This window comes from Paraburkholderia sp. J7 (assembly GCF_905220155.1).
In the GTDB taxonomy this organism is placed as follows: domain Bacteria; phylum Pseudomonadota; class Gammaproteobacteria; order Burkholderiales; family Burkholderiaceae; genus Paraburkholderia.
The window spans coordinates 103,316-115,756 of sequence record NZ_CAJMYZ010000006.1; the positions used below are offsets into that span (position 1 = coordinate 103,316).

The following is a 12,441-nucleotide window of genomic DNA, read 5'->3' on the forward strand; positions in this document are numbered from 1 at the left end:
CCCTCTCGCCTTAAACCCATCTCACGCAAGATAAATGCAAAATCTCGCGCTCGATACGATCGACATGCGGCTGCTCGCCGCACTGCAGGAACACGGCCGCGCCTCGAACCTCGAACTCGCGGCCGCGATCAAGCTCTCGCCCGCGCAGACGCTGCGCCGTCACCGGCGCCTCGAAGAACTCGGCGTGATCCGGCGCTATGAGACGCGTCTCGACGCGCAGGCGCTCGGCTTCGGCGTGGTCGCCTTCATTCAGGTAACGATGGAACGCGGGCACATGCGCGAGCTCATGAAGTTCAAGGAACTCGTCGCAACGTTGCCGCAGGTGCAGGAGTGCTACTCCGTGACTGGCGATATCGACTACGTGCTGAAGGTGGTGGCGCGCGATCTGAAGGCGCTATCCGAATTCCTGCTCGATACGCTGATGCGCGCGCCCGGCGTGAACAGCGTGCAATCGATCGTCTGTCTTGATGAACTCAAGGGGACGAGTGCGATGCCGCTGGAAGCCTGAGACTAACGCGCGCCAGGTCCGTCTGGCGGAGTTTTTCGGCGAAAACGCAATTTTATCTCATCGGCGCCCTTTTAGAGGCGCCGCAGGACCGGCTGATGAAATAGTCTTGCTAAAAGCCCCATCGTGCTCTAAAAAACAGGCTAGTCAGCATGTCTCCCGGCCGCCCTGGACACTGCAGCGAGCGGCTTCACAAGCGCGAGCGCGACAGTCCATGAGTCTTCTTGAACTCAGAGGCGTTTCCAGGCACTTCGGCGCCATTCAAGCGCTGACCGACGTGACGCTGAGCCTGGAACCCGGCCAGGTGGTCGGACTGATGGGCGACAACGGGGCCGGAAAATCGACGCTGGTGAAAGTCATCGCCGGCAACTTCCCGCCCTCCCATGGCGAAGTGCTCATCGACGGCAAGCCCGTTCATTTCAGCCGGCCCGTGGACGCCCGCGCGAAGGGCATCGAGGTCGTGTATCAGGACCTCGCCCTCTGCGACAACCTCACGGCGGCGGCCAATGTTTTTCTCGGACGCGAGCCGCGCATCGGCATATGGCCCTTTCGCGTGCTCGATCACGCGGCCATGTACCGGCGCGCCGCCGAGCTTTTCAAGGAACTGAAGTCCGAAACGCGCCCGCGCGATCTCGTCCGGCAGATGTCGGGCGGCCAGCGGCAGGCCGTGGCGATTGCGCGCACGCGTCTGTCTGACGCGCGACTCGTGCTCATGGACGAACCCACCGCTGCGATCAGCGTGCGCCAGGTGGCGCAGGTGCTCGACCTCATCAAACGCCTGTCCGAGCACGGCATTGCCGTCATTCTCATCAGTCACCGCATGCCTGACGTTTTCGAGGTCGCCCACCGCGTGGTTGTCATGCGGCGCGGGCGCAAGGTAGCGGACAAACAAACCGCTGCGTCTTCGCCGGAGGAAGTCACCGGCCTGATTACCGGAGCCATCGCCGCCGCCTGAAGCCGACCCGCGCGACTGCGTTGCATGGGGCCGCACCAAGCGCTGAAGCGCCAAGTGCGGCCGACAGGAGACCTGAAATTGAACGATGCGCCGCAAAGGCCAAATGCGATGCCAACAGTGCTCGACGATCCCCAATCCGCGAAGACCCACACACGCTGGAGTGCACTGATCGCGAGCCAGGTGTTCTGGGTCGTGCTGGCTACGCTGATCGCCTGTGTCCTGCTTTCGTTCGTCACTTCGACGTTCGCCACGCAGCAGAATCTCTTCAACGTCACGCGCAACTTCGCCTTCGTCGCCATCGTCGCGCTTGGGATGATGGCCATCATCATCACGGGCGGCATCGACATTTCGGTCGGCTCGACGATTGGCCTGAGCGGCATCGTGCTTTCGGTCGTCATGAACGCGGGCTATCCGATCTGGGCCGGCATTGGCCTCGGCCTGCTCACCGCCGGCCTGGTCGGGCTCGTGAACGGCCTGCTCATCGCGTATCTCAACATGCAGCCTTTTGTCGTGACGCTGGGGATGCTCAGCGTGGGCCGCAGTCTAGCGCTCGTGATCTCCGGCAGCCGCACCATCTTCGAATTCGGACCCGACGGCCACAAGCTCCTCGTGCTCGGCGGCGGCAAGACACTCGGCGTGGCCAATCCCGTGTGGTTCCTGATCGTCCTCGGCGTGCTGTTCTGGTTCGCCTTCGCCTTCACGCGCTGGGGCCGCTACGTATTCGCGGTTGGCGGGAATCGTCATGCGGCGAATCTCACCGGCGTGCCGGTGCGGCGCGTGATCTGTTCGGTCTATGTGCTGGGCGGCCTGATGGCGGGCGTCGCGGCCATTCTGGAAGTGGGCTGGCTCGGCGCGGTGACCACTGGCCTGGGTACCGGCGACGAACTGCGTGTGATCGCCGCCACGGTGATCGGCGGCACCAATCTCGCGGGGGGCGTGGGCAGCGCCTTCGGCACGATAGTCGGCGCCGCGCTCATCGAAGTGATCCGCAACAGCCTGATCCTGCTCGGCGTCGACTCGTTCTGGCAGGGCACCGTGGTGGGCGGCTTCATCATCATCGCCGTGCTGCTCAACCGGCTCGGCGGCGAGCGACAAGGAGACTGAACCGTTTTCAGGGAGGCGCGGCCGGACTGCACGCGGAACCGCCGGACGCCAGCCATCACACATAACGCAAGGTTCCGCAGGAAGCCCAAGGCACGGGCGCGGGCTTTCCTTCCGATGACGAAGACTGTACGAGACACGCGCGCCGCACAACCGGCGCCGAACAGGAGGAAACCATGAAGAATGCGTGGAAGTATTTCGCTGCGATCGGAGGGCTCGCCATGCTGGCCTCTTCCGCCTACGCAGCCGACAAGACCCTCGCGCTGGTCGTGAAGGGCCTCGACAATCCTTACTTCGACCTCATGAAACAGGGTTGCGACCGGGCGAACAAGGAACTCGGCAAAGAGGGCTACAACTGCTACTACACCGGCCCAGCCACGGCGGCCGACGAAAGCGCCGAAGTGCAGATCGTCGACGACCTGCTGACCAAGGGCGTCGCGGCGATTGCGATATCGCCTTCGAACGCGCCAGCCATCGCTGAGGTGATCCGCCGCCGCAGCACGAAGATCCCGATCATCACCGCCGACGCCGATCTGCTGCCGAAGGACCAGTCGCTGCGCAAGGCGTATGTGGGCACCGACAACTACGAACTGGGCGTGAAGCTCGGCGAGCAGTTGAAGATGCTCATGCCCAAGGGCGGCAACATCTGCCTCGTGATGGGCAACCCCGCGGCCGAGAACATCAACCAGCGCGCTCAGGGGACGCGTGATGTGCTTTCTGGCAAGAAGGGCGTCAAGAAGCTTGCTGGCGAGAACAACTGGCATGAGATCAGCGCCTGCCCGCTTTACGTGAACGACGACGCCGCGAAAGCGAACCAGATGATGCAGGACACGCTTACCGCGAACGCCACTAGTCTCCAGGCGTTCGTGCTTGAGGGCGGCTGGCCGCTCTTTGCGCCTGAGGCGTATTCGCAGGTTGTCGCGCCGATCATGGACAAGATCAACAGCGGCCAGTTCGTGATCGTTTCAGCCGATACGCTGGGGCCTGAGCTGCAGGCGCTCAAGGATCATAAGGTCAACGTGCTGGTTGGGCAGCGGCCTGAGGAAATGGGCTATCAGGCGGCGATGGTGATGCGTGATCTGGCGGAAGGGAAGACAGTGAAGCCGATTATTCACACTGGGCTGGATACGTGTACGTGGAAGAATGCGGATACGTGCCTCAAGCATTGAGAGCGCAGCCGTGCGCGGGCCGAGGCTTGGATAGCTCGGCTTGCGGTGCGTGGGTTCTCTTTGCTCCCAGCGCTCCCGAGTACACGGACGACCGCACGCGTGCCGTGGCCCTTGGCAATTACGCCGTCGCGCACAACGATCGCGCCAGCCATGCCGAATTCCTCGATGCTCGCCGCAATACGCGCGATCTGTTCTTCCGAATGCGTGCGCGCGTTTCGCGCGTACGGAATCAGACTGTCGATACCTCGGAGGGTTATTTCCATTTGTCGCCCCTCTTATAGGCGGAAGAACCCCGTAAAAACGAAATGCGCGTCCCTGCCGACCGTGCGGACGGAATCTATCCGGCGACGTCACATGGCGCGCAACCGGTGTTTTCTATAGACACTTACCGGCTTGTCTGGACGTGGCGCGCGGCGTGACCTGGGCGGTCGAAGCGTCCCGAGCGCGCCAAAGCTACGCATTTGTCAGTTCTACGTGCGGCAACGAACGGAAGACCCCACTGCATGGACAGATGTTTCCAAGAATCCGCCCATTGGTTTGGAGACCGCAATGGACTTCGTCCGAGCTGTGGCCACAGTCACCGGCAAAGCCGTCGCAACCATCCTGATAATAGCTGTCGCATTGTTTGTCGTAGTACAAGGAGTTCTCTGGCTTCTTCCATCATCCATCGAACATCAGATGTACCTCCGACTACAATCGCTCGTCACCGGCGGCAACCCAATAGGACTGGAAGTGAAGAAAAGCGAGCCGGGCGACGACGACTCTTACTCGGCGAATGAAAGCAATGAGCAAGTCTCCGCATGGATAACTCATTGCTTCCCGCAGGGGGTCACAATTCCACGCGAGCTGTCACGCCAGATGGTCTGGATAGGTCAAACCTTCAACGCAACGGACTGGTCGGATCCCGTTAATGATGTCTTCTACCGCGTCGCCGCACTAAGCCAATCCATCACAATGAAACGCGCTGCGACTGCGTCAAAGGTCGACACGGCGTATAGCACCGCTCAGATCGGTGCGTTCCTCACGATCGGGATCGGATTGCTGACCACCATTTTTGTGAGTCTCAGCACGATGGAGCTGTTCGGCGACAAAGACAAACAACCCGGCAAAAGCATTCGTATAGCTGCGCTAATACTTCCTGCTATCGGCACTGCGACAGCAGCGTTAATCGCCTTTTACGATCCGAATGGCAATCTCGCACGGCAGTCGCAGATTGCGACAGGATTACGGCAGGTGCACACGCAGTTAGTAATTACACTCTGGAAAACAAAATGTCCGGCCAGTGGATCAGACGAAATCGACAAGGACACCAAGACGAGTCTGGACGCATACGAACAGAAGTTCCAAGATCTCATAGCTAGCACCGGGGACGCCAAGACACCGACAGGCCAGAGCGCGCAGGGCGCAGGGAATGCCAATACAGGTGGGGGCTCGCCAGGAGCACCCACGGCTGGCACCGGGAAGTCTGGAGGCTAAAAAGCCCGCTGGCTTGCGCTCAGCGTGCTCCGTCCAGAACCAATTACCTCCGAACGCTACTTCTTGTACCCGAAGTAGTGCATCGCTCGGTCAAGACCTTCAGCCAACTCAGCTGCGGCACTCTTCGTGAACTCGACCGTAAAGCCCTGTCCCTGATGTTCCTCGTCGAGCAAGCCGACGCGGAGCCACAACCCGTCTCCATGCGTGAAGATTTCCACCTGGCGTTGGCTGCCGGGAACCTTCCGCGCCTCTGTATCCGCGGCAGGCAACAACTTGTCAAAAAAGAAATTAGCTCCCAAGGACGACTCCTGGACATTGAGGAAAGGCCAGTATGACAAAGGCAATTCAGATAGACGACGCAGATAGAACAAAGCCCGCTGGCTTTTCGGCTCAGCGGGCTTTGGTCGCACGTACGACGTGTGTCGATTAACGGCGATGTGTGATTTACTGCCAGGTCGTGCCGGTACGTGCTAGACGTCCAATCACTCCCACTCGATCGTCGCAGGCGGCTTGCCCGAAATGTCATACACGACACGATTAATCCCACGCACCTCGTTGATGATGCGATTCGACACGTGCCCAAGCAGCTCATGCGGCAGATGTGCCCAATGCGCCGTCATAAAGTCGAGCGTCTGCACCGCACGCAGCGCGACGACATACTCATAAGTCCGCCCATCGCCCATCACGCCCACGCTCTTCACCGGCAGGAACACGGCGAACGCCTGGCTCGTGAGCTCGTACCACGACTTGCCGGTTTCCTTGTCGATCGTGTTACGCAGCGTCTCGATGAAAATCGCATCTGCACGGCGCAGCAGATCCGCAAAATCGCGCTTCACTTCGCCGAGAATCCGCACGCCAAGGCCCGGGCCCGGGAACGGATGGCGATAGACCATTTCGTGCGGCAGGCCGAGCTTCACGCCCAGTTCGCGCACTTCGTCCTTGAAGAGTTCGCGCAGCGGTTCGAGCAGCTTGAGGTTGAGCGTTTCCGGCAGGCCGCCCACGTTGTGGTGGCTCTTGATCGTGTGCGCGGCCTTCTTGCCCTTGCCAGCCGACTCGATGACGTCCGGATAGATCGTGCCTTGCGCAAGCCACTTCGCGTCGCTGAGCTTGCCCGCTTCGGTCTGGAACACCTCGACGAACTCTGCGCCGATGATCTTGCGCTTCGCTTCCGGGTCGGTCACGCCCGCGAGCTTCGACATGAACGCTTCGCTTGCATCGACGTGGATGACCTTCACGCCGAGGTTGTCGGCGAACATCGTCATCACCTGCTCGGCTTCGTTCAGACGCAGCAGGCCGTGATCGACGAACACGCAGGTCAGCTGGTCGCCAATCGCGCGGTGCAGCAGCGCCGCGGCCACCGACGAATCCACGCCGCCCGAGAGGCCGAGAATCACGTGCTCGTTGCCCACCTGCTTGCGGATCGTTTCGACGGCCTCGTCGATGTAGTGGCCCATCTCCCAGTCGGCCTTGGCGCCGCAGATGCCGAGCACGAAGCGCTCGAGCATCGCGCGGCCCTGCACCGTGTGCGTGACTTCCGGGTGCCATTGCAGGCCGTAGAAGTGGCGCGCTTCGTCGGCCATCGCCGCGATCGGGCACGATTCCGTCGAGGCCATCAGCTTGAAGCCCTGCGGCATTTCCGTGACCTTGTCGCCGTGGCTCATCCACACCTTGAGCATGCCGTGGCCTTCGCTCGTGCGGAAGTCTTCGATGCCTTCAAGGAAGCTCGTGTGGTTGCGCGCGCGCACTTCGGCGTAGCCGAATTCGCGCAGGTGGCCACCGTCGACCTTGCCGCCGAGCTGTTCGGCCATCGTCTGCATGCCGTAGCAAATGCCGAGCACCGGCACGCCCAGTTCGAACACGGCTTGCGGCGCGCGCGGGGTATCGGTGTCGGTGACCGAGTTCGGGCCGCCCGAGAGGATGATGCCCTTCGGTGCGAATTCGCGAATGAACGCGTCGTCCACATCGTACGGATGGATTTCCGAATAGACGTGGGCTTCGCGCACGCGGCGCGCGATGAGCTGGGTGACTTGCGAGCCGAAGTCGAGGATCAGGATTTTGTCGTGCATGGCTGCGGACGAGACCTAAAAAAAGAACGGATACGGAAAGCCGCGCGACAATGCAAACGCGCGCAGCGTGAATTCATCGGGACCAGGGCAGCGCACTACGGCGGAACCGGGTAGCGCAAATTCGGGTGTGCTTCAGGCGCTGCTGTGGACGCATTGAGTCTGGTGTTTCGGAGGCCGGGTCTGAGCGCGGCTTCAGCCACGCAGCGGCGGCCTCGGTGCGTCGGCCGCTTCGTCGCGAGCCGCCTGGCGCGCCTCTTGAGCTTGCACCGCACTGGCGGCCGGCGGCGCAACCGTCGCTGGGCGGGGCGGAACCGCTGCGGGCGTCACGGTCGGCATTTCCACGACCGGTTCGACCGGCGCCGCCGGCCGTTTCGCCTCGCGCGCACCGCCCCACGCCATCGTTTTCAGAAAGCCCGGCTTCGCGTACGTTACCGGCTCGTCGCGGCGTTCCGGCTGCGCCTTCGCCGCTTTACGCTGCTGCACGATGTTGCCGCTCGCCTGCCCCTTCTGGCGCTTGCGCACCGCGCCCGCGAGCCGGACGCCGCCGAGGCCGAGGAGGATCAGCCACACGCCAACCGCGCCGGCCACCAGTTGGCCCAACCCGGTGAGCTGCGGCGCACGCAACCCGATCAGCCAGACCAGCATGAGCACGCCGGCAATCCAGTTGACGTGCCCCACGGTGCGGCCCACAGGCACTGTCATCTCCCCGTGGAAGGCCGCACGCAGCGCAAGCCAAGCAAAGCCCAACAGCACCACACCAAACGCTTGTCCAACGAGTGCCGGCTGCGTTTGCACCAGTTGCAACGCGTTGTACACCAAGGTCGAGGGCGTGAGAACGAACAGCACGCCAAACCCCAGTAACGTCAACGCATCGACAATCAGCAGCACGCGCAGCAGCGGCTTCATCGGGGCTTAGTCCACGTGATAGTTGGGCGCTTCCTTCGTGATCTGCACATCGTGCACGTGCGATTCGTTCAGGCCGGCGCCAGTGATCTGCACGAACTCCGCCTTCGCATGCAGGTCGTCGATCGTGCGGCAACCGCAGTAGCCCATCGAGGCGCGCACGCCGCCGATCAGCTGGAACAGGATCGCGTTGATGGGCCCCTTGTAGGCAACGCGGCCTTCGATGCCTTCCGGCACGAGCTTGTCGATATTGGCCGAGTTGTCCTGGAAGTAGCGGTCCGCGGCGCCGTCCTTCATCGCGCCGACCGAGCCCATGCCGCGGTACGACTTGTACTGGCGGCCCTGATACAGGAACACGTCGCCCGGCGACTCTTCGGTGCCCGCGAACATGCTGCCCATCATCACAGCGTTCGCGCCGGCTGCGAGCGCCTTCGAAACGTCACCCGAGTAGCGCACGCCGCCGTCGGCGATGCACGGCACGCCGGTGCCCTTGAGCGCTTCCGAGACATTGGAAATCGCGCTGATCTGCGGCACGCCCACGCCTGCCACGATACGCGTCGTGCAGATCGAACCCGGGCCGATGCCGACCTTCACGCCGTCCGCGCCGTACTCGACGAGCGCGCGCGCCGCATCAGCCGTTGCGATGTTGCCGCCGATCACTTCGACGTGCGGGAAATTCTTCTTGACCCAGCGAACGCGCTCGAGCACGCCCTTGCTGTGGCCGTGCGCCGTGTCGACCACGATCACGTCCACGCCGGCCTGCACCAGCAGTTCGACGCGCTCTTCGTTGTCCGGACCCACGCCGACGGCCGCGCCTGCGCGCAGCTTGCCGTGCTCGTCCTTACAGGCGGCCGGGTGCTCGGTCTGCTTCGTGATGTCCTTGACGGTCATGAGACCGCGCAGTTCGAACGCGTCGTTCACGACCAGCACGCGCTCGAGGCGGTGGCTGTGCATGAGCGCCTTGGCTTCGGTCAGCGGCGTGCCTTCCTTGACGGTCACGAGGCGCTCGCGCGGCGTCATGATCGAGCGCACCGGCTCGTCCAAACGCGTTTCGAAACGCAGGTCGCGGTTCGTGACGATACCGACGAGTTGTGCGCCTTCCACGACCGGGAAACCCGAGATGCCATGCTGCTGCGAAAGCGCGATGACGTCGGCGACCTTCATTTGCGGCGGAATCGTGATCGGATCGCGCACCACGCCCGACTCGAAGCGCTTCACCTTCGCGACCTCGCGCGCCTGCTCGGCCGGCGTGAGGTTCTTGTGGATGATGCCAACGCCGCCCTGCTGCGCCATGGCAATTGCCAGACGGCCTTCCGTGACGGTATCCATAGCGGCCGACACGAGCGGAATGTTCAGGGAGATATTGCGGGTCAGCCGGGTCTTCAGGCTGGTGTCGCGCGGGAGAACGTCGGAAAAGGCGGGGACGAGGAGCACGTCATCGAACGTGAGTGCTTTCTGGATCAGACGCATGGCAAATCCTATAGGCGCAAAAGCAGATTATACGCGATAGCGCCCTGGAAATCATCAGCGCTAACAGTAGCTTAGCGCCGTTTTCGGGATTATTTCCACGCTCGGGCCCTGCCGGCGCAAGGCGTGCGTGTGCGCCACGCCTCCGACCCGAATATCGCGCACACGGTGCAGGATCGAACAAGACGGCCACGCACGCCTCCAGTTAAGCTTCGGCCGTCCTGTTAAAACGGCCCGATTGGGTCACCCGAAGTTTCTGGAGGCAATACAAATGCAGCGTGGTGTGTTGTACGGCGTGCTCGCCGGCGCGTTATGGGGAACGGTGTTCGTCGTGCCCCGGCAACTGGCGGAATTCTCGCCACTGCTCCTGAGCGCGGGCCGCTACGTCATGTATGGGCTTGTCTCGCTCGCCGCGCTCCTGCCCATGCTGCGCCGGGTCTGGCCACGCTTGACGCGTGCCGATCTCGTCGCGCTCGTGAAACTGGCGCTCGTGGGCAACGTGCTCTATTACCTCTTTCTCGCGAGCGCCATTCATTTGGTAGGCATTGCGCCGGCCTCGCTGATCGTCGGCGTGCTGCCCGTCACGGTCACGCTGCTCGGCCGCCGCGACCACGGCGCCGTGCCGCTTTCACGCCTGATCTGGCCGCTCGCCATGATTGCGGCCGGCATCGTCTGCATCAACGTGGACGTGTTCACCACCGCTGGCGACGCTGGCGGCGCGAGCATCCTCACACGCATTGCCGGCATTGGCTGCGCCGTGGGCGCACTCGTGTGCTGGACCTGGTTCGCCGTCGAGAACGCCCGCTATCTGCAGCGCAATGCGCACTTCGGCGGCAACGAATGGTCGGTGCTCTGGGGCGTGGTGACGGGCGGGCTAGGCGGGCTGCTCTGGCTCGGCATTCTCGTCGTGCCGTCGCACTGGGTCCAGGAAACCGTCGCCGACGGCCGCTGGACCACGTTCTGGCAGTTGAATCTGGTGCTCGCGATCGGCGCCTCGTGGCTCGGCAACGGCCTGTGGAACGCCGCCGCCAAGCGCCTGCCGCTCACGCTCTCGGGTCAGATGATCGCCTTCGAAACGCTGTTCGCCCTGCTCTACGGCTTTATCTACGATCACCGGCTGCCGCGAGGCCTGGAAATCGCGGCCGTCGTGCTGCTGGTGGCGGGGGTGAGCTGGTCGGTGCGCCAGCATTCGGCCGGCCCCGAAGATACCGCGCACGGCGACGGCATCGTGCCGGACGGCGATCTACCAGGAATCGGCAACGACAGCCGCCTCACGCACTCCCATACCGACGCGAAGCGAAGCGGTCGGACTACCACCGCCTGAGCGCGATGCCCTTAAAGGCCAAATGGGCGAGACAGCGCACGCTGTCTCGCCCATTACGTTTGTGCGGCCGCCCGTTGCAACCCGCTTCGAGCCCTAGCGCGAGTCCTTGGGCAACCACTTGCGCCCTTCGATCGAACCTTCCTTGCGGGTCTTGTCGACGCGGCGCTGGCGCGCCATCTTCGGGTCGACGATCAGCGGCCGGTAGATTTCCACGCGGTCATGGTCGGCGAGCACGGTGTCGAGCGGCTTGACCTTGCCGTACACGCCCACCTTGAGCTTTGCCAGATCGATCTCGGGATGGCGTGCGAGGATGCCGCTCGCGTCGATGGCCTGTTGAACGGTCGCGCCGGGCGGCAGTTCGATGCTGATGAGCGTCTGCGCGTCCGGCAGCGCATAGCAGACGTCAACGGAAAGGTTCGCGCTCATGGCTTGCCGTAGCGCTGGTCGGCGCGCTTCACGAAGGAGTCGACAAAGGTGTTCGCGATGTGATGGAACACTGGCCCGATGAGCTTTTCGAGAATGATGTTTGAAAACTCGTAATGCAGCGCAAACTCGATCTTGCAGGCGTCGGCGCGCAGCGGCGTGAAGCGCCAGTAGCCCGTGAACTTGCGGAACGGGCCGTCGGCGAACTCCATGTCGATACGCTCGGGCCGCTTTTGCGAGTTGCGCGTGGCGAAGTGCTGCTTGATGCCCTTGAAGTTGATGTCGATTTTCGCCTCCATGCCGTTTTCGTCCTGACGGCGAATCTCGACGCCGCCGCACCACGGCAGGAATTTGGGGTAGTCGGCGACGTCGGTGACGAGGTCGAACATCTGCTCCGCCGAATGGCGAATCAACACGGTTTTCTGGACATCCGCCATAAATTGCGCAATGCGTGGCTAGGGTGAAAGCGCCACGGGCTTTCGGGAGCCCGCTTTGCTAAAATCGTAATTTTAAACGAGTTGGGCCGATCCCATTTTCCTATGAGCATCATCGACAACAGAAAAGCGTTCTTCGATTACTTCATCGAAGAGCGTCACGAGGCCGGGCTCGTGCTGGAAGGATGGGAAGTCAAGGCCATGCGCGCCGGGCGAGCCAATATCAAGGAAAGCTACGTCATGATCAAGGATGGCGAGCTGTATCTGATCGGCACGCACATCAGCCCGCTGCCCGAGGCCTCGACGCACATCCAGCCCGACCCCACGCGTATCCGCAAGCTGCTCCTGAAACGCGAGGAAATCGACAAGCTGATCGGCAAGGTCGAGCAGCGCGGCTTCACGCTCGTGCCGCTGAATTTCCATTACAAGGGTGGCCGCGTGAAGTGCGAGATCGGCCTCGCCAAGGGCAAGAAGCTGCACGACAAGCGTGAAACCGAGAAGAAGCGCGACTGGGAGCGCGAAAAGGCGCGCCTGATGCGCTCGCCCACCTGATTCTTCCGGAATCGTTCAGACGAAAAACGGGCCGCTCATGCGGCCCGTTGTCATTTTCGGCGGTCT

At 62.6% G+C, this 12,441-nt stretch carries 13 protein-coding genes; 7 read left to right on the forward strand and 6 right to left on the reverse strand.

Going from position 1 to position 12,441, the window contains the following annotated elements; genetic code table 11:
• The first annotated feature begins 34 nt into the window (after positions 1–34).
• The 5 genes from U5A58_RS11790 (at position 35) to U5A58_RS11815 (ending at position 5,206) form a co-directional block, all read left to right on the forward strand.
• A complete protein-coding gene (locus tag U5A58_RS11790; RefSeq protein ID WP_158757692.1) occupies positions 35–508 on the forward strand; it encodes an Lrp/AsnC family transcriptional regulator in 474 nt (157 codons plus the stop codon).
• Positions 509–719: 211 nt separating this feature from the next.
• Positions 720–1,460, forward strand: a complete 741-nt coding sequence (locus U5A58_RS11795) for an ATP-binding cassette domain-containing protein (protein ID WP_321961588.1) — start codon at positions 720–722, stop codon at positions 1,458–1,460.
• Positions 1,461–1,568: 108 nt separating this feature from the next.
• A complete protein-coding gene (locus tag U5A58_RS11800) occupies positions 1,569–2,564 on the forward strand; it encodes an ABC transporter permease (RefSeq protein WP_321961589.1) in 996 nt (331 codons plus the stop codon).
• Between the two features lie 173 nt (positions 2,565–2,737).
• Positions 2,738–3,730, forward strand: a complete 993-nt coding sequence (locus tag U5A58_RS11805) for a sugar-binding protein (protein ID WP_321961590.1) — start codon at positions 2,738–2,740, stop codon at positions 3,728–3,730.
• A gap of 549 nt (positions 3,731–4,279) precedes the next feature.
• A complete protein-coding gene (locus U5A58_RS11815) occupies positions 4,280–5,206 on the forward strand; it encodes a hypothetical protein (protein ID WP_321961591.1) in 927 nt (308 codons plus the stop codon).
• Between the two features lie 56 nt (positions 5,207–5,262).
• Here the strand turns inward: U5A58_RS11815 and U5A58_RS11820 are convergent, their stop codons facing one another.
• The 4 genes from U5A58_RS11820 to guaB form a co-directional block, all read right to left on the reverse strand.
• Entirely contained in the window at positions 5,263–5,505 is a 243-nt protein-coding gene (locus tag U5A58_RS11820; RefSeq protein ID WP_321961592.1) for a hypothetical protein, read from the reverse strand.
• A gap of 183 nt (positions 5,506–5,688) precedes the next feature.
• A complete protein-coding gene (gene guaA, locus U5A58_RS11825) occupies positions 5,689–7,272 on the reverse strand; it encodes a glutamine-hydrolyzing GMP synthase (protein WP_321908764.1) in 1,584 nt (527 codons plus the stop codon).
• A gap of 192 nt (positions 7,273–7,464) precedes the next feature.
• Positions 7,465–8,178: a hypothetical protein gene (locus tag U5A58_RS11830; protein WP_321961593.1), complete on the reverse strand. Its 714-nt coding sequence runs from the start codon at positions 8,176–8,178 to the stop codon at positions 7,465–7,467.
• 6 nt (positions 8,179–8,184) lie between these two features.
• A complete protein-coding gene (gene guaB, locus U5A58_RS11835) occupies positions 8,185–9,645 on the reverse strand; it encodes an IMP dehydrogenase (RefSeq protein ID WP_321908767.1) in 1,461 nt (486 codons plus the stop codon).
• Positions 9,646–9,913: 268 nt separating this feature from the next.
• Between guaB and U5A58_RS11840 the strand changes: the two genes are divergently transcribed.
• A complete protein-coding gene (locus U5A58_RS11840; protein WP_321961594.1) occupies positions 9,914–10,966 on the forward strand; it encodes a DMT family transporter in 1,053 nt (350 codons plus the stop codon).
• Between the two features lie 93 nt (positions 10,967–11,059).
• Here U5A58_RS11840 and U5A58_RS11845 read toward each other — a convergent pair whose 3' ends face one another.
• Both U5A58_RS11845 and U5A58_RS11850 read right to left on the reverse strand, forming a co-directional pair.
• Positions 11,060–11,392 carry an RnfH family protein gene (locus U5A58_RS11845; RefSeq protein WP_321961595.1) on the reverse strand — a complete coding sequence of 111 codons (333 nt, stop codon included), beginning with the start codon at positions 11,390–11,392 and terminating at the stop codon, positions 11,060–11,062.
• Entirely contained in the window at positions 11,389–11,826 is a 438-nt protein-coding gene (locus tag U5A58_RS11850) for a type II toxin-antitoxin system RatA family toxin (RefSeq protein WP_321961596.1), read from the reverse strand. Before U5A58_RS11850 ends, U5A58_RS11845 begins: the two co-directional genes overlap by 4 nt.
• Positions 11,827–11,928: 102 nt before the next feature.
• On the opposite strand from U5A58_RS11850, the gene smpB reads away from it, so the two are divergent.
• Positions 11,929–12,375: an SsrA-binding protein SmpB gene (gene smpB, locus U5A58_RS11855; RefSeq protein WP_028204044.1), complete on the forward strand. Its 447-nt coding sequence runs from the start codon at positions 11,929–11,931 to the stop codon at positions 12,373–12,375.
• The last annotated feature ends 66 nt before the right edge of the window (positions 12,376–12,441 follow it).